Source organism: Actinoplanes sp. ATCC 53533, assembly GCF_003947245.1.
In genome coordinates, this window is record NZ_QHHV01000222.1 from 18834 (window position 1) to 44590 (window position 25757).

At 73.1% G+C, this 25757-nt stretch carries 18 protein-coding genes; 10 read left to right on the forward strand and 8 right to left on the reverse strand.

The genetic code is table 11. From position 1 onward, the window contains the following. Positions 1-19: 19 nt before the first annotated feature. The 6 genes from DMB66_RS49495 to DMB66_RS49520 are packed head-to-tail and all read right to left on the reverse strand — an operon-like array spanning position 20 to position 5948. A complete protein-coding gene (locus DMB66_RS49495) occupies positions 20-793 on the reverse strand; it encodes a 2,3-dihydro-2,3-dihydroxybenzoate dehydrogenase (protein WP_125811062.1) in 774 nt (257 codons plus the stop codon). After that, the gene (locus DMB66_RS49500) at positions 790-1956 is read right to left on the reverse strand and encodes an FAD-dependent monooxygenase (protein WP_125811063.1); all 1167 of its coding nucleotides are present in this window, start codon (positions 1954-1956) and stop codon (positions 790-792) included. The genes DMB66_RS49495 and DMB66_RS49500 overlap by 4 nt, the downstream gene beginning before the upstream one ends. A gap of 14 nt (positions 1957-1970) precedes the next feature. After that, positions 1971-3281: a phenylacetate--CoA ligase family protein gene (locus DMB66_RS49505; RefSeq protein ID WP_125811064.1), complete on the reverse strand. Its 1311-nt coding sequence runs from the start codon at positions 3279-3281 to the stop codon at positions 1971-1973. Further along, complete coding sequence (locus DMB66_RS49510) at positions 3266-4042, reverse strand: amidohydrolase family protein (protein WP_125811065.1); 777 nt, start codon at positions 4040-4042, stop codon at positions 3266-3268. The genes DMB66_RS49505 and DMB66_RS49510 overlap by 16 nt, the downstream gene beginning before the upstream one ends. Next, positions 4039-5160: a 3-dehydroquinate synthase II family protein gene (locus tag DMB66_RS49515; protein WP_125811066.1), complete on the reverse strand. Its 1122-nt coding sequence runs from the start codon at positions 5158-5160 to the stop codon at positions 4039-4041. The genes DMB66_RS49510 and DMB66_RS49515 overlap by 4 nt, the downstream gene beginning before the upstream one ends. Beyond that, positions 5157-5948 (reverse strand): 2-amino-3,7-dideoxy-D-threo-hept-6-ulosonate synthase, encoded by a 792-nt coding sequence (locus DMB66_RS49520; protein WP_125811067.1) that lies wholly within the window; start codon positions 5946-5948, stop codon positions 5157-5159. The genes DMB66_RS49515 and DMB66_RS49520 overlap by 4 nt, the downstream gene beginning before the upstream one ends. Before the next feature lie 254 nt (positions 5949-6202). On the opposite strand from DMB66_RS49520, the gene DMB66_RS49525 reads away from it, so the two are divergent. The 5 genes from DMB66_RS49525 (at position 6203) to DMB66_RS49545 (ending at position 13577) form a co-directional block, all read left to right on the forward strand. Then, positions 6203-8146 carry an anthranilate synthase family protein gene (locus DMB66_RS49525; RefSeq protein WP_125811068.1) on the forward strand — a complete coding sequence of 648 codons (1944 nt, stop codon included), beginning with the start codon at positions 6203-6205 and terminating at the stop codon, positions 8144-8146. A 33-nt stretch (positions 8147-8179) separates the two neighbouring features. Next, positions 8180-8380 carry a hypothetical protein gene (locus tag DMB66_RS49530; RefSeq protein ID WP_125811069.1) on the forward strand — a complete coding sequence of 67 codons (201 nt, stop codon included), beginning with the start codon at positions 8180-8182 and terminating at the stop codon, positions 8378-8380. Further along, positions 8377-11169 carry a helix-turn-helix transcriptional regulator gene (locus DMB66_RS49535; RefSeq protein WP_125811070.1) on the forward strand — a complete coding sequence of 931 codons (2793 nt, stop codon included), beginning with the start codon at positions 8377-8379 and terminating at the stop codon, positions 11167-11169. The genes DMB66_RS49530 and DMB66_RS49535 overlap by 4 nt, the downstream gene beginning before the upstream one ends. A gap of 84 nt (positions 11170-11253) precedes the next feature. Next, entirely contained in the window at positions 11254-12840 is a 1587-nt protein-coding gene (locus DMB66_RS49540) for an FAD-dependent monooxygenase (protein ID WP_233625392.1), read from the forward strand. 62 nt (positions 12841-12902) lie between these two features. Further along, positions 12903-13577 (forward strand): hypothetical protein, encoded by a 675-nt coding sequence (locus DMB66_RS49545; RefSeq protein ID WP_199753090.1) that lies wholly within the window; start codon positions 12903-12905, stop codon positions 13575-13577. A gap of 121 nt (positions 13578-13698) precedes the next feature. Here DMB66_RS49545 and DMB66_RS63160 read toward each other — a convergent pair whose 3' ends face one another. After that, positions 13699-14160, reverse strand: coding sequence for a hypothetical protein (locus tag DMB66_RS63160; protein ID WP_199753091.1), 462 nt, complete (start codon positions 14158-14160; stop codon positions 13699-13701). Between the two features lie 341 nt (positions 14161-14501). Between DMB66_RS63160 and DMB66_RS63165 the strand changes: the two genes are divergently transcribed. From DMB66_RS63165 to DMB66_RS49570, 5 genes are all read left to right on the forward strand, one after another. Beyond that, positions 14502-14750: a hypothetical protein gene (locus DMB66_RS63165; RefSeq protein WP_199753092.1), complete on the forward strand. Its 249-nt coding sequence runs from the start codon at positions 14502-14504 to the stop codon at positions 14748-14750. Positions 14751-15179: 429 nt separating this feature from the next. Continuing rightward, positions 15180-16148 carry an NPCBM/NEW2 domain-containing protein gene (locus DMB66_RS49555; RefSeq protein WP_158647613.1) on the forward strand — a complete coding sequence of 323 codons (969 nt, stop codon included), beginning with the start codon at positions 15180-15182 and terminating at the stop codon, positions 16146-16148. A gap of 281 nt (positions 16149-16429) precedes the next feature. Then, positions 16430-18160 carry an FkbM family methyltransferase gene (locus DMB66_RS49560; protein WP_125811072.1) on the forward strand — a complete coding sequence of 577 codons (1731 nt, stop codon included), beginning with the start codon at positions 16430-16432 and terminating at the stop codon, positions 18158-18160. 1760 nt (positions 18161-19920) lie between these two features. Continuing rightward, positions 19921-22632: a glycoside hydrolase family 97 catalytic domain-containing protein gene (locus DMB66_RS49565; protein WP_125811073.1), complete on the forward strand. Its 2712-nt coding sequence runs from the start codon at positions 19921-19923 to the stop codon at positions 22630-22632. Next, positions 22625-24925, forward strand: coding sequence for a hypothetical protein (locus tag DMB66_RS49570; protein WP_233625393.1), 2301 nt, complete (start codon positions 22625-22627; stop codon positions 24923-24925). Before DMB66_RS49565 ends, DMB66_RS49570 begins: the two co-directional genes overlap by 8 nt. Positions 24926-24945: 20 nt before the next feature. On the opposite strand, the gene DMB66_RS49575 is transcribed toward DMB66_RS49570, so the two are convergent. Then, on the reverse strand, positions 24946-25671 hold the full coding sequence (locus DMB66_RS49575) for a FadR/GntR family transcriptional regulator (protein ID WP_125811075.1): 726 nt from the start codon (positions 25669-25671) through the stop codon (positions 24946-24948). Between the last annotated feature and the right edge of the window lie 86 nt (positions 25672-25757).

The following is a 25757-nucleotide window of genomic DNA, read 5'->3' on the forward strand; positions in this document are numbered from 1 at the left end:
CCCTCGGGCAGGGACGGCGTCAGGCGCCCAGCGTGGCGCCGCCGTCGACATAGAGGTCGTGCATGGTGATGTGCCGGGCCGCGTCCGAGGCCAGGAAGACCACGGCGGCGGCCACGTCCTCGGCGTCGGCGATGCGGCCGAGCGGAATCCCGACCTTGAACGCCTCCGGGCGGCCGGCCACGACGGCGGCCGCGTCGGTGTCGCGCGTCCACATGCCGCGCTGCATCGGCGTGTCCGTCGAACCCGGGGACACGACGTTGCAGCGGATGCCCGACCCCGCCAGCTCCAGGCCCAGGCACCGGGTGAAGTGCACGGCCGCCGCCTTGGAGGCGGCGTACGCGCCCAGGTCCATCCGGGGGACGCCGGCGGCGTTGGAGGCCACGGTGACGATCGCACCGCGCCTGCGGCCGACCATGCAGCGGGCGACCGCCCGGCTGAGCCGGAAGACGCCGGTGGCGTTGACGTCGAAGACCGCCGCCCAGTCGGCGTCGGTCGTCTCCAGCACCGGACCGACCCGCAGGATCCCCGCGACGTTGACCAGCACGTCGATCGGGCCGAGCGAATCCTCGACCTCCCGGACGGCACGGTGCACAGCCGTCGTGTCCCGCACGTCCAGCACCAGGCCGTGCACGTCGTGGCCGGCGGCGGTCAGGCCGGTCACCAGGTCGCGCAGGTCCCCGGCGTTCAGGTCGGTGGCGGCGACGCGGAGCCCCTCATGAGCCAGGGCCCGGACGACCGCCGCGCCGATACCCTGCGCGGCCCCGGTGACCAGGGCGAGCCGGCGCGCCGTCATCGCGCCACCCGCGCCGCGGGGCGGTGGCCGTCCTGGTACAGCCAGTCGAGATCGGCCGGTCCGACGCGGGCCAGGCGATCGTCGCGGAGCCGCTGCTCGGCCCCGTCGGCGAGGTGGTGATCGCGCAGGCCGTCCCGGGCGAGGGCGGCGATGCGCTCGACCCGGGCCCGCCGCGCGGCCTCGTAGCGGGCGAAGCCGTCCGGCTCGGGCACGCATCGGGCGAGCGCCTCCGCGTCCTCGATGGCCTGGGCCGCGCCCTGGGCGGCGAACGGCAGCATCGGATGCGCCGCGTCGCCGAGGACGGCGACGCGGCCGCGCTGCCAGGCCGGCAGCACGGGCCGGTCGAACAGCCCGTGATGATCGAAGCGGCCGGCCACCGCGAAGAGGCCGCGGACGGCCGGATGCCAGCCCGCGTACGCGGCGAGCAGCTCGCTGCCGGACACCTCGCGGATCGCCCGGGGCGGCATGGGTTCCGGTACGGTCGCCACCAGGTTGAGGGTCCGCCCGCCGTCGATCGGGTAGGTGACGCAGTGCCGGCCCGGGCCGAGCCACACCACCACCCGCTGCGGTACGGACAGCCAGGGCACGCGGTCGGCGGGACAGACGGCCCGGTAGACCGAGTGTCCGCTGTAGCGCACGGGGCCCGCGCGCAGCCGGGCGCCGACGACCGAGTTGATCCCGTCGGCCCCGATCACCGCGTCGGCGCGCTGCTCGGAGCCGTCGTCGAAGCGGACCACGACACCGTCGCCGCGGTGCTCGACCCCGGCGCAACGCCGCCGGAACCGGATCGCGTCGTCGCCCTGCGCGCGCCGGGCCGCGTCGAACAACGCCCGGCACAGCGCCGCCCGGCGCATGGTGCAGTACGGCGCGCCGTACCGGATCTCGGCCGCCCGCCCGAGCTCCAGCCGCCCGATGACCTCGTTGTCCCGCCAGCGGCGCAGCTCGCGGGCGACCGGCCGGACGGCGCCGGTCAGCGCCGCGGCGAGTCCCAGCCGGTGCAGCACCGCCGTGGCGTTCGGGGAGAGCTGGATGCCGCCACCGGCGACCGGAAGGGCCGCCTCGCGTTCGAACACGGTGCACCGCACCCCCTCGCGGGCCAGTGCGACGGCCGTCGTCAGGCCGCCGATGCCTGCTCCGATCACAGCGATCCGCGGACTCGCCATGGCTACCTCCGGTGCTAGTAGTACTGCAGGGCCTTGTCCCAGTTCTCGCCGTCGCCGAACAGGCTGCGCGGCTTCATCACGTCGGGCGCGGCGATCAGCGACTCGGTCGGCACCAGGCTGCCCGGCGGCAGCGGGTCGATCTCGGCCTCGATGCCGTAGGCCGCGCCGACGGCGCCCCGGAGCTGCCGCACGGCCGCCGCGCGGTGCCGGCCGCCCACCTCGATCTGGATCCGCAGCAGGTCGCGACGGGTCCGGGCGCGCCAGAACATGACGCCGTACTCGGCCGGCAGCCCGAAGACGAGCTCCTCCAGGCCGATCTGGGTCAGGCCGACCGGGCCGGCCCGCGCCCCGAACCGGCTCCGGCCCAGGACCCGGACGACCGGCAGCACCCAGCCGCAGGCGCAGTCCGCGTAGGACACCTCGACCTCGTCCTCGATGTTGTAGCGCAGCAGCGGCATCGCCTCGCGGTACAGCGGGGTGACGACGAGCTGCCCGCGCCCCGCCGGGCCGAGCTGCCCGCTCCGCGGGTCACGGACCTCGAAGATCGCCCGGTCGGACCACAGATGCAGGTTGCCGAACGGGCACTCCCCGGCGAGGCTGCCGGTCTCGGTCGCGCCGTATTCCTGCACGACCGGGGCGTCCCACACCTGCGCGATCCGGGCGCGCCGGGCCGGGCTGAGCGGTTCCCCACCGACGAACAGCGCCCGCAACGCGGGGAAGTCGCGGCCGGGGCGCAGCCCGGCGAGAGCGGCGGAGGCGGCCCAGAGCAGGGCGTCCGTCGGCAGCGACCAGGTCAGCGTGACGTCCAGGTCGTGCAGGACCCGGACCACTTTCGCGTACGGGGTGGCCAGCGACCGGTTGTCGGCCGGCACCACCGTGGCCCCGCAGGCACGAGCCGCCGCGTGCGCCAGATGCCCGGTGATCATCAGCGCGTACGGGGTGCGGACCAGGAAGGTGTCGGCCGGCCCGATCCGGACGTGTTTGCGCGCGTACCGGTCGACCAGGTCGAGCCAGTCCCCCTCGGTGTAGTACGACGCGGTCGGGGCGCCGCTGCTGCCGCTCGACTCGTGATAGGTCGCCAGTTCCGCGCGGTCCACCGCGAGCATGCCGAAGGGGTACGCCTCGCGCAGATCCGCCTTGGTGGTCAGGTCGTACTGCCGCAGTTCGGCGCGCCCGGCCGGCACTCCGGTGCCACGGCGGCGATAGAACGGTGAACGGGCCGCCGCCGCCAGGGTGCGGCCCAGCCGCGCGTCCTGCAGCCGTTCAAGCTCCGCGTAGTCGGCCCAGTCCCCGATCCGCGGTCTCCTGCTCAGCTCCGTGGCCATGTCGTCCCCTCGGTGAGAATGCGGCAGGCGTTGCCCCACATGACGGCGTACCGGTCGAGCCGGCCGAGGCCGAGCGCCTCGGCCTTGGTCAGTTCCACGGTCGGGTGTTGCAGCGGGTATTCCGTACCGAACAGGACCCGGGCCGGGCCCAGGCGCCGGACCGCGAGCCCGGCCGTGACCGTGAGGGCGCACGAGGTCTCGGCCACGATGTTCGCGACGGCGGCGATCTCGTCGAGGCCGGCGATGTCGAGCCCGGTGTGGCCGCAGTGCCCCCACACGAAGGTGACGCCGGGAAACGACCGGGCCAGGCCGACCAGGTCGGCGGTGCGGGCGCCGGCGCGCCCGAGGCAGACCACGTAGACCGGATGCCGCGCCGCGGCGGCGATCGACACCAGCACCGCCACGGCGGGGTCGTCGAGGCGGAATCCGTGCACGGCCGGCGAGATCTCCAGGCCCCGGAACCGGCCCGCGGCCGCGCGGTAGGACTCCGTGTCCCGGACCGGGTCGGCGAAGAAGAACGGCACCAGCCTGCCGGCCGAGCGCGAGCACTGCCGGTACGTCCGATCGTTGTCGGCCGTCACCTCCGCGCGCCCGCCGTCGACGATCTGCACGGCCAGCCGCTCGAGTCCGATCAGGCCGCCGGCGGACACCGCGGCCCGGCTGATCCCGGCCGCGTCCATCGCGGTCAGCAGCGCCTCCGCGGCCCCGTCGTGCGGAGCCAGCCTGGCGTGGAAGTCGAAGACGGGAGCGCTGCCGGTCATTGCTCGTAGCACAGTTCGTCGATGGGATAGCCGACGTGGCGCTCCCGCCCCGGCAGGTAGCCGAGGATCTCGTCGCCGGGCCGCAGCGTGGTCGAGTTCAGCACGGTGGCGCCGGGTCCGAGCACCCGTACGTGCCAGTCGTCCTGCACGATCAGGTTGACCCGGGTGCCGTCGGGCGCCCGCGACTCGATGGACAGCAGCGGCCGCGTCTCGATCTTGATCCGGCCCACCGTGACCCGGCGCGTGCGCCCGTCGGCGCCGACCGCCAGCACGGTGCCGCCCGCCTCCAGTTCGCTCAGATAGCGCGTGTACTCATGGTCGGCGAGGGTGTACGACATGAGCGCGCCGGCGTTGACCCGGAACGGCCGGGTCGGCATGTAGGGCAGCGGGTGCGTCTCGCTGACACACAGCACCATGCCCTTGGCCCGCGACCCCACCAGGATTCCCTCGTCCTGGCGCAGGTAGGTGCACGTGTCGACGCAGGCCCGCTCCCCCGTTCCGGCGTGCGTGACGGCGGTGACCGTCAGCGTGACCAGCTCCACGTCCGGCGTCCGGTAGCGCACGACGGCGGACAGCGCGGTGGCCTCGCCGGGCGCGGACGGCGCCAGCATGATCCCGTCGGGTCCGCGCTCGAGCACGCTCAGGTGCACCGCCGCGTCCTCGATCCCGGCCACAGTGGTGATGATCAGGCCGGCCTTGCCGTCCGCGGCGGCCAGCACGATCTCCATCGGAATGTTGGTCGGATCGCGGAAGCTCAGGACGGTGCAGGGGTCGCGGCGCACGCTCTCGCAGGCCGCCGCGAGGCTGGGCTGGTCGACGACCTCGTGGCGGCTGCCGAAGCGGATGCCCGGATGGCGCCCGGCCAGCACGGCGGGATCGCCGTGCCGCAGCGGGTCGACGATGACCAGGTCGGCGTCGCCGAACGCGGCCGGCAGGTCGGCTCCGGCCGGGGCGAGCACCCGGGTCACGGTCGGCGGCAGGGCTTCGAGGTCGGCGGGGTCGGCCGCGACGATCGCGTCGAACCGCTGGTGGACTGCCTCCTCGGAGACGGCCCGCTTCCATGATCCGGCCGACCGGATATCGAGCCAGCACTGTTTGGTCGTCCGCGCGGCGCTCATCGCGCCGGCACCGGGACCCGGCCGTGGACCAGCGCGGCGAGGCGCCGCACCACGGCACCGGGGTCGTCGGCGGTGAACACCAGGCGCCCCGCGGCGATCCCGCCGGCGCCGGCGCTGACCGCGGCGGCCAGCCGGGCCAGGGTGGCGTCCGCCCCGCCGGACACCGCGCCGCCCGCCGCCAGGACCGGTACGGGACAACTCGCCGTGATCCCGGCCGTCACCGCCGCGGCCGCCGGCAGTGCGGTCTTGACCAGGTCGGCGCCCAGCTCGGTGGCGATCGCGACGGCATGCGTGACGAGGGCCGGCGCGGTGCCGTCGACCACGTCCGGGCCGCGGACGTACATCATGGCGAGCAGCGGGACACCCCACCGGTCACACGCCCCGGCCACCGAGGCGAGGTGGGCCACCTGCCGGTCCTCGGTCAGCGACGCGGCGTTCACGTGGACGCTCACGGCGTGGGCGCCGAGTCGCAACGCCTCCGCCACGGTGGCCACCGGGTACTTCGCGTCGGGATCGGAAGCCAGCGACGTGCCCGCGTTGAGCTGCAGGATCAGCGACATCTGCCGGAACCGCCGGGGATGGACCCGGCGGAGCGCTCCCTTGTGCAGCACCACGGCGTCGGCGCCGTTGTCGGCGATCTCCGCGACCAGGCTGTCGAGATCCCGGCCGGCGGTGAGCGGCCCGGCGCCGATCGCGTGGTCGAGGGGCACGACGAGCAGCCCGGCGGCATCGTGCCGGTACAGATGTCGCAGTCGCAGTTTCCGGGCGAATGTGTCGTTGATCTGCATGGTGAATTCCTCGTATTCCCGTAGTCACCGTGAACGAGGCGAAACGCTATCCGGAACCGACCGGCCGCCCCACTACTCACCTGAGTAGGTGGGCGGGAAAAGACCCTTCGGAAAGCGGCCACCATGGTTGACCGCGCAGCTCAGCCGCCCGGCCGGGAGATTTCGGCGACATTCCGCCTGAGCGTTTGAGTAGTTGTCCGCCCTCGCGCCGGGCGGCGATGCTGCGGGCATTCCTGCCAGCCCTGGAGGCGACCATGACTGCCGCGCCGATCGGTTCGCCGGGTGCCGATCCGGGCATCCTCGGGATGCCACCGTCGTCCGCATTCGCGCTGCTGCACCGCCCGGGCGCCGGCACCGACCGGGTGGAGATCCTCGTCGGTGAACCGGAGGTGGTGCGGACCCTGGCCGAGCTGCCGCTCACGGCCGACGGCGCCACCGGCGGCGACGGCCACGAGCTGCTGGCGGTGCTGCCGTTCCGGCAGATCAGCGAACGCGGACTGCGGTGCGTCGACGACCACGAACCGCTGATCGCCATGCGGGTCGCGGCCCAGGCCCGGATGCCGGTCGAGGAGGCGCTGCGGCGGCTGCCGACCGCCATGCCGGCGCTGGACGGCGGCGGCTTCGACGTGCCGGACGACGAGTACGCGACGATCGTCCGGCACGTCCTGGACCGCAGCATCGGCCGGGGCGACGGATCCAACTTCGTCGTCCGGCGCAGCTTCCGGGCCGCGTTCGACGGGTGGTCGCGGAGCGGCGCCCTGGCCCTGTTCCGCCGGCTGCTGCTCGCCGAGCGGGGCGCCTACTGGACCTTCGTCGTGCACTTCAACGGCCGAACGCTGGCCGGCGCGACACCGGAGCGTCACCTGCGGCTCGACGACGGGGTGGCGACGATGACCCCGATCAGCGGCACCTACCGGTATCCGCCGTCCGGGCCGGACACCGCGGGCCTGCTGCGTTTCCTGGACGACCGCAAGGAGGCCGCGGAACTGCTGATGGTGGTGGACGAGGAACTCAAGATGATGGCGCGGGTGTGCGACGGCGGCGGCCGGGTGCACGGGCCGTGGGTACGGCCGATGTCCCGGCTGGCCCACACGGAATACGTCATCGACGGCCGGACCGGCCTGGACGTGCGTGAGCTGCTGCGCCACACCACGCCGGCGCCGACCGTCACCGGCAGCCCGGTGGCCAGCGCCTGCGAGGTCATCGCGGACCGGGAACGCACCGGGCGGGGCTACTACGGCGGCGTGCTCGCCCTGGTCGGCCGGCACCGGGGCCGCCGGACCCTGGACTCGGCCCTGATCATCCGCACCGCCGACATCGACGCCGGCGGCCGGGTCAGCGTCGCGGTGGGTGCCACCCTGGTGCGGGGCAGCGACCCGCGGGCCGAGGCCGCGGAGACGCGGGCGAAGGCGGCCGCGCTGATCGAGACGCTCCGCGCCCCGGGTACGGCGCCGGCACCGTCGGCCGGCCGGATGGCGGTCGGCGACGCGCGGGTGCGCTCGGCGCTGCGGGCCCGCAACGACGGGCTGTCCCACTTCTGGCGGGGCCGGGGAGCGGTCGGGCCCGTCCCGCCGGAGCTGGCCGGGCGGCGGCTGCTGCTGGTGGACGCCGACGACGATTTCACGGCCATGCTCGCGCGGATGGCCGAGCAGCTCGGCGTGGTCGTGCGGATCCGCCGCTGGGACGCCGAACCGGACGGCGCGTACGACGCCGTGCTCGTCGGGCCGGGCCCCGGTGATCCGGGGGACCGCGCCGATCCCAGGATCGCCCGGTTGCACGATCTCGTGCGCGGCCTGCTCGAGACCCGGACCCCGATGCTGGCGGTGTGCCTGGGCCACCAGGTGCTCGCGGCGGAGCTGGGTCTGACCGTCACCCGATTGGGTGAACCCGAGCAGGGTGTCCGCCGGACCATCGACTGGTGCGGCCGGCCCGAGTCGGTGGGCTTCTACAACTCCTTCGCGGCCGTCAGCGACACGGACGTGCTGCACAGCCCGCTCGTGCCGGGGCCGGTGCGGGTGCTCCGCCAGTCGGCGACCGGAGTCGTGCACGCGCTGGTCGCGGCCCGGATCCGGGCCGCACAGTTCCATTTGGAATCGCTTCTCACCGAGCACGGGCCGGACATCCTGCGGGAAATGTTGATCTCCGTTCTGGCGTACTCGCATGATCCAGAATTGTCGCCCGTCTTTTCGCCGAGATGACCGCCGGAACGTCCATGAACGACATTCGGCCGGGTGGCCGCGATCGCGAAACGGCGCTCGTTCGCGCTCGCCGGGAACACAAGAGAGACCGAAGCGTTATTAGCGCCGGACGCCGGCTTCCCGCACAATCACCCTCTGACCCCCGTCAATGAAGCAACGGAGCCCACCCTGAACACGGAATGTATTCGCGGGGCGGCCGGCGCCGCCGGTCGTGACGCCGGCGGGAAGCTGTGACCAGCACTTTCGGTCGCGATCATGAATTGGCCGTGATCCACCGCGCGCTCCGCGAGACGGCGGAGGGCGCCGGCGGCTGCCTCCTGGTCACCGGGCCACCCGGCATCGGCAAGTCCCACCTGCTGCGCGCCGCGACCGAATATGCCGGCTCCCTGCACCTGGCGGTGGCCTCGCGGGAGGCCTTCAAGCTGGACCTGGCCGCCCCGCTGGTCACCCTGGCGAGCGGACTGCGCAACTGCCGGCCCGCGACCACGGAGTTCGACTGGCTGTCCGAGCGACCGGTCCCCGAGGACCACTACCGGACCCTCGAACGCCTGCGCGCCGGGCTCGAGAACCTCGCCGCCCGCCAGCCGCTGCTGATCATCATCGACGACGCGCACTGGATGGACGAGCTCAGCGCGCTGGCAGTGCGGGAGCTGGTGCCCGCCCTGGCGTCGTCGCCGGTGCGCTGGCTGTTCGCCGGCCGTCCGGTGACACCCGACACCCCCGGGTTCCAGACCCTGACCTGGCTGTCGCGCAGCGGCGCCGAGACCCTGCCGCTGAGCGTGCTGGACGACGGGGCGACGGCCCGGCTCTGTGCCGGCGTCGCCGGGGCCGAGGTGGACAACACCGTGCTCGCCCTGGCCGCGGCCTGCGGCGGCAACCCGCTGCGGATCGCCAAGCTGGTGACCGCCCTGCGGGTGACGCGACAGCTCCTGATCAGCGACCGGGTGGCGTCCGTGATCGGCTCGGAGCTGCCGTCGAGCTTCATCGACACCGTCAAGGACGTCCTGACCAGCCTGCCGCCGGAGGCGCAGTGGCTGGTGCGGGCCAGCTCGGTGTTCGCGCGCCCGTTCAGCGTCGAGGCGGCGGCCCGGCTGGTGAGCCGGCCGCCGGCGGAGCTGTTCCCGATGATCGAGCGGGCGCTCGGTGACTTCCTGGCCGAGGAGAGCGACGGCCTCACCTTCGCGCACGACCTGGTCCGGCAGGCCGTCCACAGCACCCTGCCCAAGGCGGTCGGCGAGCAGCTGCACCGCGGCGCCGCCGCCGTCGCCCAGGACGAGGGCCGGCCCGCCCTCGAGGTTGCGGAGCACCTGCTGCTGAGCGGCCGGGCGGGCGCTCCGGAGGCGGTCGCGCTGCTCCGCACGGCGGCGAAGCAGGTCGCCGGCACCGCCCCGGCGACCGCGGCGACACTGATGATGCACGCCCTCGACTCGATCGGGGCGCACAGCCCGGACCGCGCCACGCTGATCGCCGAGGCGGTGGGCCTGCTCGCCTCGGCGGCCCGGCTGGTCGAGGCGCGGGAGCTGGGCGAGGAGGCGCTACGCGCCGACCTGGGCGGCGAGACCGCCGCGATCCTGCTGCTCGGGCTGGCCGAGGCGTTCAAGCACGCCGGGCAGAACCGCACCGCGGTCCGGTACGCCGACCGTGGCCTGGCCGCACCCGGGATCTCCCCGGCGATCGGGGCGCGGCTCTACGCGATCCGCGCCCACGCCCTGTTCTACGTGGACGAATTCGGCGAGGCGGACCGCTCCGGCGCCGAGTCCGACCGGCTGGGCCGCGCCAGCCGGGAGTACGGCGCCTCGGTCTTCGGCCTGACCGCCCGCAGCCTGGTCGCCCACGCCGAGGGGCGGCTGGACGACGCCCTGGCGTACGCCGAGACCGCCACGGAGCTCGCCGATCGCTCCGGCGGCGAGTCGTTGCACCGCCACCCACGAATCTGGCTGGGTAGCGCGCAGGTCACGTTGGACCTGTTCGACGCGGCGGAGCGGACATTCCGCCACGGACGCGAGGAGTCGGAGCGGCTCGGCACCGCGTGGGCGCAGCCGCTGTTCCACTACTACTACGCGAATCTCCTGACGGCGCGCGGCCGGCTCGACGACGCCGTCGCGGAGGCCGACGCCGGGGTGGAGACCGCCGAACGGACGGCGTACCAGCTGGCCGTTCCGCTGCTCGGCACGTTGATCAGGCTGGCCGTGCTGCGCGGCGAGACCGCTCAGGCCCAGGAGCACCGGGCACGCATGCGGGCGCTGATCGGCACCGGGATCACCGCGCCGCCGGAGGACGTGGACTGGCCCGAGGCGCTGCTGCTGCACGCGACCGGCGGGTCCGGGGCTGCCATGGCCATGCTGACCGGGCTCTACGACGCCCTGCCCACCCGGCCCGCGCTGCTCGGCCACGACCCGGCAGCGGCGGCGGGCCTGACCGGCATCGCGCTGGCCGCCGGGGACCCGGTTCGGGCCGGGCTCGTCGTCGACGCCGCCCAGCAGCTGGCCCGGCGCAACCCGGCGTCGAGGTCGGCGGCCGGCGCGGCCGCGCACGCCGACGGGCTGGCTCGCCACGATCCGGCCGCGCTGCTGGTGGCCGTGGATCATTTCCGGTCGACCTCCCGGCCGCTGGCGCTGGCCGCGGCGCTCGCCGACGCCGCCGTCGCCGGCCAGACCTCGGCGGAGCCGGTGGACGTGCGGGGCTGGTACGACGAGGCGCTGACGATCATGACCGAGTGCGGCGCGGCGGGCGCCCGGCGGCGGCTGGAGGCCAGGCTGGGCGGCTGGCGCGGCACGGCCGCACCGGCGCCGGCGCCGCAACCGCCGCCCTGCCTGCCCCAGTTGTCCGCCGCCGAGCGGAAGGTCGCGCTGCTGGTCGCGAAGGGACTGACGAACATCGAGGCGGCCGAGCACCTGTATCTGTCGCGACACACCGTCGACAGCCACCTCCGCAAGATCTTCTGCAAGCTGGAGATCAACCGGCGGGTGGAGCTCGCCTCGCTGGTGGCCCGAGAATGTGGCGGTAATACCGGAAGTACGTGATGCACAGGCGACCACCCCTCCACCACCATGGCCGTACGTAGCGCGACGGTTACGACGGCGGAAGTGGGTTCGACGATGGCACCTGTGCTCCGTACCTCCGTGCTCGTGGTGGGTTCCGGGGTGACGGGCTCCGTCCTGGCGCTCGAGCTGGCCCACCACGGCGTGGCGAGCATCGTGGTGGAGCGGGCGTCCCGGCCGCAGCGGCAACCGGATCTCAATCTCGTGCCGGGCCGCAGCATGGAACTGTTGCGGCGGCTGGGCCTGAGCACGGGCATCCGCGAGCACGACCCCGGCCCGGACCACGGCGCCGATGTCGTCTGGAGCCAGGGCCTCGATCAGCTCCCGGTCCTGGTCACGCCGGTCACGTCGGTGAACCAACTGCGCCGCCGGTACGCGACCAGCAGCGACGGCAGCGCCCCGGTCGAGCCGTACGCCCTGGTCGCCGGCACGGAACTGACGGGTGGGCTGCGCGACGCCGTACGCCGGCACCCCCTGATCGAGCTGCGGGAGGGCTGGACCTTCACCGACCTGCGACTCGAGCAGGACGGCACGATCGCCACGGTCCTGGCGGCCGAGACCGGCGTCCGCCACGTCATCGAGGCGAGCTACCTGGCCGGCTGTGACGGTGCGCAGAGCACCGTTCGGCGCTGTCTCGGCGTGCCGCTGCTCCCTTTCGGCCCGGGCAGTCACCACTGCACGGTGTACTTCCGCAGCTCCGAGCTGGCCTACCGGCCGGACCGCCCGTCGACGATCATCGCCGAGGGCATCACCCTGCACCGCGGCCGCGAGGGCGACCTCTGGATCGGTCACCTCCCCCTGCCACCGGGCGAGTCGACGGTCACCGATGCGGCGCGGCTGGTGCACGAGAGGCTGGGGATCGCGCTGGAACCGCCCGAGATCCTGGGCATGGCGCAGTGGGACGACTCGCTGGGTGTCGCGACCGACTACAGCCGGGGGACGGCTTATCTGGTCGGCGAGGCGGCGCACCGGTTCGTCCCGCCGGGCGCCTCCGTCGGCACCTGCATCGGTGACGCCGTGGACCTGGGCTGGAAGCTCGCCGCGGCGATCAACGGCTGGGGCGGTCCCACGCTGCTCGCCAGCTACCAGGGGGAACGCCGCAGGCAGGCGCTGCTCGACCGGGAACTCCTGGCACGCGCCTTCGAGACCCGGCGCCGGTTCTGCCGGCTGTCGGCGGCCGGCGCCTCCCGGGAGTTCCTCGCCGACGTGCTGCGCCAGGAGGCGTCCCAGATGGAGACCTCCGGCACCGGACTCGGGGGCGGGCATCCCGGTTCACCTGTGGTCTGGCAGGAGACCGGCGCACGCCGCAACGGATCCGCCCCCGATACGACCCTGCCCGGCACCCGTCCGCCGGCGGTCCGGCTGCCGGACGGCGGCCAGCTCTTCGACCGGCTCGGCCCGCAGTTCACCCTGGTGGACCTCAGCGACGACGGCAGCGGGACACCGCTGGTCGCGTCGGCGCGCGCCCGCGGGATCCCGACGGCCCACCTGGCCGTGGCCGACAGGGCCGTGCGAGCCCGCTGGGAGAGCCGCCTGGTGCTGGTGCGGCCCGACCAGCACATCGCCTGGCGCACCGACGGCGCACCGTCCGACTGGGACCTGGTCCTGGACGTCGTGACCGGGCAACGCGGCCAGAACCACGTGAACACGTGATGCCGGAGCAGGCGCCCACCGGAGACGCTCGGAGGGCGAAGCCGACCGAGGGACAGTGGGCGATGTCATCGACGAACTTTGAGGACCTCAGCACGAGCGTCATCGGCGGGTGGCACGAGCGGCTCGCCGGCAACACGTCCGCGCGCCGCAATCACTGGCAGACCAAAGAAGTCTACTTCCGGTCCGTGGCCGGGCTGCTGGCGTCCCGGCCCGGGCGGGCGCTGACCTGGAAATGCGTCGTGACCGCGGCCCTGCCGCTCGGCCGCCGAAGCACCTTCTACGAGGTCGCCGGCGCGCACGCCCGGCACCGGATGATCGACGACCTGATCGCCGACAGCCGGCCCGACTCTGTGGCGATCGCCCTGCTCTACCTGCGCACCGACGCGGTCGAACAACTCATCGACGAGACCAAGGTCTGGTCCTATTGGCCCTTCCGGCAGCAGCTGCTGACCAGCGTCCGCACCGAGGAGATGACCGATCAGCAGGTGGAGCACGCCCTGGCGCGTTCGCTGACCGCCTGGGCCCGGTGCCACGCCAAGCTGGCGGCCGCCCTCGACCACAGCCCGCCGGCCTGCGCGGTCGAGGATCTGACCCTGCTGCGCCGAGGACGGCTCGCGGCGACGCGCGCGGCGAGCCACCTGTCCGACGTCCTGCGCCGTGAGCTGGCCGAACCGGCCGCGGAGGGACCCGTTCGCGCGCTGGCGTCGGTCTCCGCCACCGGGAGACTCGACGTCTGACGGCATGGCCACGACGGCGACCCGCTCCGGGACGACGAGGACGGGAGCCAGTGGCCCAGGGGGGCAGGCCCGGCGCCGGTTCGTAGTGGCGGCTACACCGGCGCCGGGCCGCGTCCTGCGCTCAGCCCTTGCGCTCGTCGACGATCTGTCGCACCGTGGCCACGATCCGGTCCACCGTGGCCTGATCGGCCAGCGCGCCGGACACCCCGCCCAGCGGATCGGCCACATCGTGCGGCGCCCGGTCGAGCGTGCCGGTCAACGCGCCGCCGAACACCGCCCGGATCACCTCGACGACGATGGCCTTGGTCTCCCGGCCGTGCCCCCGCCGCTGATCGATCGCGCCGACCGCCGTGGCGGCGAGCCGCCGCAGCTCGCTGTCCACCCGCGCGTGCGGGTCGCCGAGGGCCAGCGGCACAGCGGACTCCGCCGTGCCGTCCACCACCGGCCGCGCCGCGACCGGCGCCTGCTTCCTGCCGAGCGGGCGTTCCACGTACGACTCGTACCACTGGGGGCGCCGGCGCATGGCGGCCAGGACGGCCTCCACCTCGCGGGCGACGATGCCGGGGTCGACTGGTCCAGTCACCGGTGTACGCGGCGCGTTCCTGGGCCCAGGACTCGAGCGGCCAGACCTCGGCGCCCGCGGTGTGGCTGACGCCCACCCACACCAGCATCCTGGTGGCCAGCGCCGTCAGCCAGCCGTCGCCGCCCAGGTCACGGGTCAGCCAGCCGGGCAGTCGCGGGCGCTGCAGCGCACCCCGCATCCCCCGCCGGCGGCGGTGACCGTCCACGGTCGCGGCGTTCAGCCGGCCGGTGATCCAGGCCTCGAGATTGAGGACCGGCTGGCGCGCGTGCGTGAGGACGTCCTCCACCACGGCTTCGACGTCGTCGTGAAACCGGTCCAGGCACTCGTCGGCGAGGTGATCGATGCCGGCCGCACAACCCGGATGCCCCCGGCGCTGCTCGATGCCCCGGGTGAGCCGGGAGAACACGATCGGCCAGACGACGTCGTACGCGGCGGCGGTGAACGCCTGCCGTTCCGTGCGGTCGGCGGCGGCGACCACGGCGGCGAGCCGGCCCTCGCGGGCGAGCTCGCGGAGCCTGGCCCGGGCGTCACCCGGCGGCCGGGAAGCCGTACCGCGCGGGACCGCGGCGGCGGCCGACCGGGAGACGTAGAGACCGGCCTGCGGCCCGTTCGACGGCCGGCCCCCGGTGCGTGCGCGATCGACCTGGTGCGGCTCGGTCCGGCTATCCGAAACCCCCATGGAGGGCTCCTTCCGATATTTCGGAAACACGATGCGAGGGTGATCGGAAACGCTGCCAACCGGACAGCGCCCGACGCACCGAAGCTTGGTGCAGTCCGTCGCCGTGCGCGATGGCGCGAACACGTGAAAACTCCTCCGTGTCGACATTCAGGCTCTTGAGTGGAGCGCGCCGACGACGATCGGCGCCGGCGGAGGCCTCGGATCGTTCGGCAGCAGTGCACGGAAGGGGCGGGTGTCCGGCCGTCCAGCCGACCCGTTCCGGGTGTGAGTCCGGGCCGGTCCGTCAGATCCTGTCCGTCAGATCTCGGTGTCGGGTATTCCACACGAGGGAGCAGGCTCTGTGAACACCGCGAAGAAGAGTCAGAGAGCCGCCGGGTTCGTCTTCTTTTCCCTACTGGCCGCGGTGATCGCCGGGCTGGTGCTGTACTTCGCCTACGCCGGCACGGCGGACACCGCGGTGCCGCTGCTGATCGGCTGCGTCCTGGTGGCATTCCTGCTGGTGATCGCGTCGGCGCGGATAACCGTCCGGCATCGCCGCAGCCGCGAGCTCACCGAACGGCACAACGTGCCCCCGAAGGGCCTGCTGCACGCGCTCGACCTGCGTCAATGGCTGACGCTCTTCGTCGGCGTCACGGTCATCGCCATCAGCACCGGCGCACTGACCGGGGTGCGGATCCTGGCCGGCGACACCGGGCCGGTGCTCGGGGCCACGGCAGTGCCGGTGGCGCCGGCCACCGCTCCGGCGACCCTCGATCCCGTGCCGCCCGGCGCGGAGGTCGCGCCGACGCCGAGCGGGACGCCGGAGGCGACCCCGGAGCCGGACCCCAGCGACACCGGGGAAGAGGGTGCCACCGTGGAGCCGTCCGGCGACGGCCCCGGGACTCCCGCTCCCGGATCGACGAAGTACCTCGACAGCGAAGACGTGATCGACGGTAGCTACAGCGCCAAGGCGGTGAGCCTGTCCGCCGACCGGTACTCGCGCGGCATCTCGTTCTACTGCGACACCGCGACCAGCACGGTCCTGCAGTGGAACGTGGCCGGCAGCTCCCGCTTCAGCGCCACGGCCGGCATCGACGACAACACCGACAACACATTCGGCATCGTGGCGGAGTTCTCGTTCTACGACCAGGACGGCCGCAAGCTGCGTGCCAAGCCGGTGGAGGTGTCGGTCGGGCATCCGGCGAAGGTGACGCTGGACCTGACCGGTGTGGTCAGCCTCCGGATGACCTGCGCCGGGCGCGACGGCAAGACCGACGCCCAGGAGGACACCTACGCGGTCCTCGGCGACCCGATCATCGTCCACCAGTAGGCCGGTGGCCGGCCGCGCCCGAGTGACCGGTTCCGTCCGGTCGGCAGGACGTGCCCGCCGCCGCGAACGGCTTCGTCCTACGTGGACCGAGCCCCGGCCTGGGCTGCGACAACGCCCTCACGGACGGGAATGCCGGTGGCACCGGGCGGAAATTCCACCGGGGCAACGTGAGTTGCTCCTTGCCTACCGTGGGCGAGGGTGCCACATTAGTGCGGCACCTCTGCGGTCCGGCGGGGGTTGATCGACTTTCCCGCCTTGCGTTGAGAGGATCCGCGCCCCCCATGCTCGTTCGTAACCTGTTACCCCTGATCTCTGGTGTGGGCCGCATTGTCGACGTCTCCCCTGGCGCGGAGGATCTGCGCCGGCATCTCATGGTGCCCGGCGACCTGCCCTACTCGGCGGTGGCGCCGGCCGCCGTCGCCGACACCGCACTCACCTCGGACGACCTGCTGCTCTGCCTGCTCGGCCCGCGGGAGGGAACGCACACCCCGGCCGCCGACCTGGGCCGGGCGCTGCACGCGCTGCCCGCCGGGGTCAAGGTGCTGATCCTGGCCGGCTGGTCGCCGGAGGATTTCCCCCAGCAGGTGGTGCTGCAGATGCTGGCCGACGGGCACTGCCAGCTGGCCGACGCGGTGCCGGTCGACTCCTCCGGCCGGTACGGCATGGAGGTCGCCCTGCTCGCCGAGCGGGTGGAGAAGATTCAGCCCCGGCGGGCCCACCTGGCGGACGCCCCGGCCGGCGACGAGGCGCTGCCCCCGGACGTGCCCGGTGCCGACCAGCTGCCGATGCAGCTGTGGCTGGCCAACCAGTCCGTCCTCGGCGAGCTGGTCACCGGCACGCTGCTCCACCGGGTGCACGCGCTCGGCGACCGGGTCACCCAGCTGACGGCGCAGATGGCCGCGGCGAGAGAGACAGTCGCCGAGGCGAAGCAGACCGCCGCCGAGGCGAAGGCGGCGAAGGCGGCGAGGGACGAGGACCTGACCCGGGCCAAGAAGCAGATCAGATCCCTGAAGTCGTCACTGACGTTCCGGCTGGGACAGACCCTCGTCGACGGCGCCCGGCACCCCGGCAAGGGCGTGGTGACCGTGCCGGTGACCATGGCGAAGATCTGGCGGGACCGGCGCGCCCGGACGAGTGCCCCGGAGGCCGCGCCGCAGCCGGTGAAGCAGCCCGCGAAGCAGCCGGTCAAGGCCACTCACCGAAGTGTGCCGATTCCGGTTCCGGGGAAGCCGGGCCGGGCGCTCACGATGACGGCGCCGGTCGACCTGATGGTGCCCAGGAAGCTGGCCCAGAACGGCCTGCACGCGTACGAGTCGTCGGCCGTGCCCTGCTTCCTCGCGGCGATCGGCGCCGCCGGACCGGGCGCCGTGCTCGACATCGGCGCGAACGTCGGCCTCTACGCCGCCCTGGCAGCCGCCTGTTCCGACCGCGAGGTCGTGGCGTTCGAGCCGTTCCCGACCCTCTCCGAGGTCGCCGAGCGGCTATCCGCCGACAACGACCTGAACTTCCGCGTCGAGTCCATCGCCCTGGGCAGCGAGACCGGGCAAGCGACCCTGTACCTGTCCAATTCGTCCGACAGCTCCAACTCGCTGGCGGCCGGCTTCCGCGAGTCGACCCGGCAGATCGAGGTCCCGGTCGAGACCCTGGACGCGTACGTACGGCGCACCGGCGTCGTGCCCGCGGTCCTCAAGATCGACACCGAGAGCACCGAACCGGACGTACTGTTCGGCAGCGCCGAGACCCTGCGCGACCACCGCCCCTGGGTGCTCTGCGAGGTCCTGGCCGGCCGCGGCGAGGACCGCCTGACCGAGGCGATGGCCCCGCACGGCTACCACTGGTTCCACATCACCTCCGAGGTGCCATACGCGCCGGCCCAGGACATCGCGGGCGACCGCACCTACAAGGACCTGATGTGGCTGTTCGCCCCGGAGGCGCCGGACGAGTCGTTCTGGGCAGCCGTCGCCGCCCACCGCGCGTCGATCGTGCAGGCCGAGCAGGCACCCGTCGGCTGACACCGCGACGGCGCTTCGTGACCCCCGGCCACAACCTCGCCGAGAGATCGAAGCCCGCGCCGCCGGCTCCCCCAGGCCGGCGGCAGACCCACCCCCAACACCTGCCTTTGCTCTGCCTCCCCAGCGGCAGACCCACGCCCAAACACCTACCTAGTCCGAAAATCAACCTGGTCTGGGCAGGCGGCAGCATTCCGGCTTCGCCGGGATGGGTTGGGTCCTCGTTGGTGTTAGGCGGCGGGTTCGAGGGTGACGGTGTGGCCGAGGGCTTCGAGTCGTCTGACGTGCCTTTGCTCTGCTTCCCTATCGGAAACACCCGTCGGCCATCAAGCCGGCGGAACCCCGGACGTCGTCTCGGATCCGTAACGGGGTCCGTAACGCGACCGCGGACGTTGGATCTTGTGGCGTAGCGGTCTGCTCGGCACCGGCACGAATCAAGGTTGCGGAGCCTGGTGGCGGTATGGTGCGTTTTGCGAGGTTCTGGCCCCAGGGGTGAGACGAAATGTGCTGGCAGGGTGCGGCATGCGGGATCGGGTCCACCAGCTGGACTGCCGACGGAACCGGACAAGGGTGGGGCTGGGGCGGGAGGCGGTTGCGAGGAGTCGCCGATACCGGTGGTGGACATGTGGCGCGTGACCGCCCGCATGATCCGGGGCGGGGTCGCCGACCTGGGGTGATTCGGTGCGGAGCCGGCCACGCCGCTACAAGATCCAACCTCGGCCCCGGGTGTGATCGGCCGGCGAGGCCAGTCACACCCGGCAGGCGGTCGTTCGCTTTGAGCCGGAGCCCGGACGCGAGGTGCGGAGCAATGGCGTCGGGCCACTCCTGAGCAAGACTCCCTGCACACTTGCACGCGCCAAGAACCACCTCGGGCGGCACCGGTGCCTACGCCGCGCGACCACGGCCGACTTTGAGCAGAAGTGGCCCGTCCCGCAACCGTGCGCACCTAGGTCTGCCGAACACGCGCCAGCGGGATGAGCGCGGCGACACCGATAGCGTTGTCGCCGCTTCCTTTGAGACTGACCCCCAGCCTGGAACCCAAGAACCCCCAGGGGGTCAAATCGGAAACCGGCGACAGGCGTATGCGCGGGTGGTGCCACCTGGGCGCATGTTGAACGTTGGTGAGAGACGGTCCGGTCGGCACCCGCACGCCTCGAGATTGACAACGGGCGGCGGCATCCGCAGCAGAGGGCCGGCAGCGGCACGACAGGTGGCCCGGCACCCGGTCGCGGGGGATCTCCGGTCACTTGGACGAGTGTTGCCGGATGACGCTGGACCGCTCAAGAACAACACTCCATGGGAAACACCGGACGGAGACGTCCGGGTTCCGCCGGCCTGATGGCCGACGGGTGTTTCCGATGGGGAAGCAGAGCAAAGGGGCTACCACCAATACTCCCCGCCGGCCGGACGCGGCCGCACCGGAGAACGAACGCCGCGGCGGAGGGCGCCGATCGGTCGACCGCGCCGCCCGGCCCGTCCCACGAGGTCCGGTAGAGCATTCTCGACCTGCTGCGACGCGTGCCGCGCACGGCGGCGACGGTCACCTCCGCGACGTACGAGGCCCGCCGGAAGAGGCCCTGCGCCTGCTCGCGGTGATCGGCACCCAACGCCTGGACGCGGCGCTCTGACCGGCCGGGGCCGGCGCGCGGCGAAGCTATAGATCCGATGTCTACGTAGCACAGAAGACCACACTACGGGAGACTCGACATCGATCGCCTTCTTTGGCATCGTTTACATCGGATGTATTGACGGGAGGCTTTGCCATGAGGTCGTCAATCCTTCGTGCCCTGGCGGCCGGTGCCGCCCTGACCATCGGTGTGGCGTTGCTCGGTGGCGCCCCCGCCGGGGCGCAGGAGCGTCATGCGACGTCGCACTGGGTGGTGCGAGCGCCCGGCGACGGCCCGGTCGCCACCCTCGGCTACGACAGTGCCGCCGGCGCCGTCACGCTGGCCGTGTCGCGCGGCGGCCGGCCGGTGCTCGATCCGGGAGCGGTCGGCATCGTCACCGAGCAGGCCGACCTGTCCAGCGGGTTGCGGTTTCTGCGGCGGACCGACCGGACCGTGACCGAGCGCTACACCACCACGGCCGGCAAGCGGACCGAGCGCCGGGCGGTGATGTCGGAGGCTCGCTTCGCCTTCGAGGGCACCGGCGGCGCCCGGCTCGACCTGGTCGTGCGGGCGGCCCCGGACGGTGTCGCCTACCGGTACGCACTGCCGGCCGGCTCCGGTGCCGTGCTGCGCGAGACGTCGGCGTTCGAGGTGCCGGCCGGCGGCGCGGCCTGGCTGGCCCGGTATCGCCAGGACTATGAGAATCCGTACCTGCCGACCACCGCCGGGGCCGCGGCCTCGGGGGAATACGAGCACCCGGCACTGTTCGAATCGCCCGGCGGATTTCTGCTGCTCACCGAGTCCGATGTGGACGGCGGCTACGCCGGCGCGCGGCTGGTGCACGAGACCGGCTCCGGCAGGTACGCGGTCAAGCTCTGGAATGACGAGAAGATCCTGGTCGACGGCGCCCTGGAGACGCCGTGGCGCACGATGATCGTCGGCGACCTGGGCACGGTCTCGGCGTCGACGCTGGCCGACGACCTGGCGCCGCCGTCCCGGGTCCGCGACGCGTCGTGGATCAAGCCCGGAAAGGTCTTCTGGAGCTGGCTCGCCGGCGGCCGCGAGGCCGGGCAGAGCCTGGCCATGCAGCAGGGCTACGTCGACTACGCCGCCGAGCACGGCTGGCCGTACGCGCTCGTCGACGCCGGTTGGTACTTCGATCCGAACTGGAACTACGACCCGACCTGGGAGACGACCAGCTGGATCCCCGAGCTGGTGCGCTACGCCAGGGCGCGGGGCGTGCGGATCCTGACCTGGATCCACTTCAGCGAGCTGGACACCGCCGAGGAGCGCGCCGCCCGGCTGCCGCTGTTCGAACGGTGGGGCGTCGCCGGGCTGAAGGTCGACTTCATGGACTCGGAGTCGCAGGAGCGCCTGAAGTGGTATGACCAGATCCTGCCCGAGGCGGCCGCACACCACCTGACCCTCAACTTCCACGGGTCCACGATCCCGCACGGCATCCAGCGGACCTGGCCGCACGTGATGACGATGGAGGCGGTGCACGGCGGCGAGAAGTCGAGCAACCTGACCACCACCCACCTGACCAGCCTGCCGTTCACCCGCAACGTGGTCGGTTCGATGGACTACACGCCGATGGCCTGGCACCGGCCGAGCCGGCCCACCTCCGACGCGCACGAGCTGGCCCTCTCGGTGGTGTTCGAGTCGGGGCAGGCCAATCTCGCCGGCCGCGTCGAGGACTACCGGGCGCGCCCGCTGGCCGAGCGCTATCTGGACCAGGTGCCGACGGTCTGGGACGAGACCCGGCTGCTGGCCGGCAGACCCGCCGAGAGCGCGGTGTTCGCCCGGCGCGCCGGCGACCGCTGGTTCATCGGCGGCGGGTTCGCGGGTGCCGCCCGCACCGCGCGGGTGCCGCTCAGCCTCCCGCCCGGCCGCTGGCTGCTCGACATCACCAACGACGGCCCGGCCGGCCTGATCCGGGAGACGAGGCTCGCCGCCGCCGGGGACACGCTGGAGATCGGCGTGGCGAAGGACGGCGGGTTCGCCGCGATCGCCTGCCGCTGGCGGCCCGGGCTGACGACCTGCGACCGGCCGGTCGAGGTGGTGCCGGCGACCACGGTGACCGTCACCCCGGCCACCGCGACCGTGGCCCCCGGCGGGTCGTTCACGGTCACCGGGCGGTTCACGGTCGACGACGAGCACGCGCAGACCGACGTGACGCTCGCGCCGAAGCCACCGGCCGGCTGGACCGTGCGGGGTGCGCCCGTCCAGGTCGGCCGGGTCCGGCCGGGCCAGACGGTGACCGGCACCTGGACCGTCACGGCGCCGGCCGCCCCGGCATTCGGATACCTGGACGTGCCGGTCGTCGCGCGGTTCCGGTCGCCGCAGCGGCACCGGTACTTCGAGGATCAGCGGGCCGCGGTGGTGCACACCTGGCGTCCGCTGCCAACCGGCTGGACCTACCTCAGCGACCTCGCGTTCGCCGCCGCGACCAACGGGCTGGGCCCGGTCGAGCGCGATCTGACCAACGGCCAGGCCGCGGCCGGCGACGGGCGCGGCATCGCGATCAGGCGCGTCACGTACGGAAAGGGGCTCGGCATGTTCGCCTCCGGTGAGGTCTCCTTCGCGCTCGGCGGCCGATGTACGCGGTTCGCCGCGGATGTCGGCGTCGACGACGAGGCCGGGCTCGACGTGGCCCGGCAGCGGGTGGGCGGCACGGCCGGCTTCACCGTGGCCGGCGACGGCAGCGTCCTCGCCGGGACCGGCACCATGATCACCACGGACCCGGCGCGGGCCCTGACCGCCGACCTCACCGGCGTGACCACCCTGACCCTGCGGGTCGACGACGGCGGCGACGGCACGCAGAACGACCGTGCCTCGTGGGCGGATGCGCGGGTGCGCTGTGGCTGACGAACTCTCGCGCCGCCAGGTGATCCTCGGCGCCGTCGGCAGCGGCGCGGCGGTCGCCCTGCCCTCGGCACCGTCGCCCGCCGTCCCGGCGGGGCACGGCCGCTGGCCGATCGACCGGATCGACTGGGCCGGCTTCCTCGCCGGCGCCGACCTGATCTGGAAACGCCTGCCGGCCACCTGGTACGAGGGCCCGTTCCTGGGCAACGGGTTCCTCGGCTCCGGCATCTACGCCGAACCCGGTGCCAACGCCGTACGCTTCAACGTGCAGCACAGCGAAGTCCAGGACCACCGCCCGCAGTTCGGCTCGCTGTTCGGCCTGGCCCGGCTGCCGATCGGCTATCTCACGCTGCGGCCGGCCGGCGCGATCACCGCCGTCGACTGGCGCCTGGACCTGTGGAACGCGGAGCTGCTCGGCACCATCACCACCGCGGCCGGCAGCCTCCGCCTGCGTGCCTACGTCCACAGTGTCCACCCCGTGCTCCAGGTCGACGTCACACCGACCGCGGGTGAGCGCGGCTTCACGTGGGAGTTCCATCCCGCCGTGGCGGTGAGCCCCCGCGCCGATCCGGTCTTCAACAAGCCACCACCGGCTGGCTACGGGCCCAACCCGGCGCCCGTCGTCACGCGCGCCGGCGGTGCCGAGGTGATCACCCAGCCGCTGCTGGCCGGCGGCGAACACGTCACGGCCTGGCGGGAGGTCACCCGCGGTTCCACCCGGACGCTGTCCGCCGCGGTCGCGTGGTCGCATCCGCGGCGTACCGCCACCCCGCCGGCGCTGCGCCTGGTCACGCGGCCGGTGTCGCGGCAGGAGCATCGCGACTGGTGGCACGCCTACTATCGCAAGAGCTTCCTGTCGATCTCCGACGCGCGGCTGCAGAGCTTCTACTGGATCCAGCTCTACAAGGTGGCCTCGGCGGCGCGGCGCACGGCACCCGTCATGGCCACCAGCGGCCCGTGGCTGGAGCCGACCCCGTGGCCGGCCACCTGGTGGAACCTCAACGTCCAGCTCGAATACTGGCTGATCCACGGCTCCAACCACCTGGAGCTCGACGCCGTCACCCGGTCCATCGACCGCTACCGGCGTAACCTGGTCGACCAGGTCGACGAGCCGTACCGGGCCGACTCGGCCGGCATCCCGCGCACCACCGACATGACGCTGCTCAACGGCGCCGGCACCGGCACCTCGGGCTTCGCCGTCGGCGTCCCCGGCCAGGACCCGCCGACCCCCGAGGTCGGCAACCTGACCTGGGCGCTGCACAACGTCTGGCTGTCCTACCGGCACACGATGGACGAGCGGACCCTGCGCACGGTGGTGTTCCCGCTGCTGCGCCGGGCGATCAACTACTACCGCCACTTCCTCACGCCGGACGCCGACGGCCGGCTGCACCTGCCGCCGACCTTCTCGCCGGAGTACGGCGTCAACGCCCCCGACTGCAACTATGACCTGTCCCTGATCCGCTGGGGCTGCGCGACCCTGCTGGCCTCGGCGCGCGTGCTGCGCATCGACGACCAGCTCGCGCCGGCCTGGCGCCACATCCTCGCCCGGCTGGCGGACTACCCGGTCGACGCCAACGGCTACATGATCGGCGCCGGGGTGCCGTTCGCCAAATCGCACCGTCACTACTCCCACCTGCTGATGGTGTATCCGCTCTACGAGCGCACCTGGGAGCAGCCGGACCAGCGCGACCTGATCGACCGCTCGCTCAAGCATTGGGTCAGCTTCGAGGGCGCGCTGCAGGGCTACACGTTCACCGGCGCGGCCTCGATCTCGGCGCAGATGCGGCGCGGCGACGACGCCGCGTTCTATCTCGGCGAACTGCTGCGCCGCTACATCCAGCCCAACACGATGTACAAAGAGTCGGGCCCGGTCATCGAGACCCCGCTCTCCGGCGCGCAGAGCGTCCACGACATGCTCTGCCAGAGCTGGGGCGGCGTGGTCCGGATCTTCCCGGCCGTGCCGGCGTCGTGGCCCGACGTCACCCTGCACGACTTCCGCACCCAGGGCGCGTTCCTGCTCAGCGCCGCCCGCCGGGGCGGCGTCACCCAATGGGTCCGGGTCCGCAGCGAAGCGGGGGCGCCCTGTCGGTTGCGCCTCGGCATCGACGGTCCGCTCACGGTCCGCGACCGAGCTGGCCGGGAGCCGCGCTGGCGCCGGCGGCCGGACGGCGACATCGACGTCGAGCTCGGGCGCGGGCAGGAGGTGCTGATCCACCGGCACGGTGACCGGCCGGACCTGACCATCGCACCGGTGCCGGCCGGCCCGCCGGCCCCGCCGTGGGGCATGCCGGCATAGCCGCGGCCCCGGGCCGGCTGTCACCCCCGCTGCGGACCGGCCGTCCCGGGGGCGTCGCCGGGCCCGTCGGCCACCTCCAGCGCCCGGCGCAGCCACAGCTCCACCCCGGCGATGTGCACCGTGGCCCACGAGCGGGCGAGCTCCGGCTCCCGCGCGACGAGCGCGCGGTGGATCGCCTGGTGTTGCCGCACCGTGTCGGCGGCCGCGTCCTCCTGGGTGAGTCCACGCCAGACCCGCGCACGCAGGGTCGGCGCGGAGAGGCTCTCGATGAGCGAGGCGAGCACCGGGTTGCCCGAGCCGATCGCGATCCGCCGGTGGAATTCCAGGTCCGTGGCGATGAGGTCGTTGAGGTCGGGCTCGCCGTCCGGCATCTCGACCAGCGCTTCCAGCGACTCCAACTCGCTGTCGCTCATCGTGCGGGCGGCCATCGCGGTGGCCGCGGGCTCGAGGATGCGCCGCACCTGCAGCAGGTGCAGAACGCTGTCGTCGCGGTGGAAGTCGAGCAGGAACCCCACCGTGTCGAGCAGCACCTCCGGCTGCAGGCTCGTCACGTACGTGCCGTCGCCCTGCCGCACGTCGAGCACCCGGATCAGCGAAAGCGCCTTCACCGCCTCGCGCAGCGAGTTGCGGGACAACCCGAGCCGGCCGGCCAGGTCGGCCTCCTTCGGCAACCGGTCGCCCGGCCGCAGTTCGCCGGAGACGATCATCCCCTTGATGCGTTCGATCGCCTCGTCCGTCAGTGCCATGGCGCCAAGGATAGGGGTCCCGCCGGGCCGCGGACGGCACGGCGGGTGGGCGCTGTCAGTCGGCGACCGGACCGCCGGGCCTGAGG

Bases quoted from the DNA above. Each gene is read 5' to 3' on its own strand.
- DMB66_RS49495 (WP_125811062.1), bottom strand. From the start codon at position 793: ATGACGGCGCGCCGGCTCGCCCTGGTCACCGGGGCCGCGCAGGGTATC.
- DMB66_RS49500 (WP_125811063.1), bottom strand. From the start codon at position 1,956: ATGGCGAGTCCGCGGATCGCTGTGATCGGAGCAGGCATCGGCGGCCTG.
- DMB66_RS49505 (WP_125811064.1), bottom strand. From the start codon at position 3,281: ATGGCCACGGAGCTGAGCAGGAGACCGCGGATCGGGGACTGGGCCGAC.
- DMB66_RS49510 (WP_125811065.1), bottom strand. From the start codon at position 4,042: ATGACCGGCAGCGCTCCCGTCTTCGACTTCCACGCCAGGCTGGCTCCG.
- DMB66_RS49515 (WP_125811066.1), bottom strand. From the start codon at position 5,160: ATGAGCGCCGCGCGGACGACCAAACAGTGCTGGCTCGATATCCGGTCG.
- DMB66_RS49520 (WP_125811067.1), bottom strand. From the start codon at position 5,948: ATGCAGATCAACGACACATTCGCCCGGAAACTGCGACTGCGACATCTG.
- DMB66_RS49525 (WP_125811068.1), top strand. From the start codon at position 6,203: ATGACTGCCGCGCCGATCGGTTCGCCGGGTGCCGATCCGGGCATCCTC.
- DMB66_RS49545 (WP_199753090.1), top strand. From the start codon at position 12,903: ATGTCATCGACGAACTTTGAGGACCTCAGCACGAGCGTCATCGGCGGG.
- DMB66_RS63165 (WP_199753092.1), top strand. From the start codon at position 14,502: ATGCCGGCCGCACAACCCGGATGCCCCCGGCGCTGCTCGATGCCCCGG.
- DMB66_RS49560 (WP_125811072.1), top strand. From the start codon at position 16,430: ATGCTCGTTCGTAACCTGTTACCCCTGATCTCTGGTGTGGGCCGCATT.
- DMB66_RS49565 (WP_125811073.1), top strand. From the start codon at position 19,921: ATGAGGTCGTCAATCCTTCGTGCCCTGGCGGCCGGTGCCGCCCTGACC.
- DMB66_RS49575 (WP_125811075.1), bottom strand. From the start codon at position 25,671: ATGGCACTGACGGACGAGGCGATCGAACGCATCAAGGGGATGATCGTC.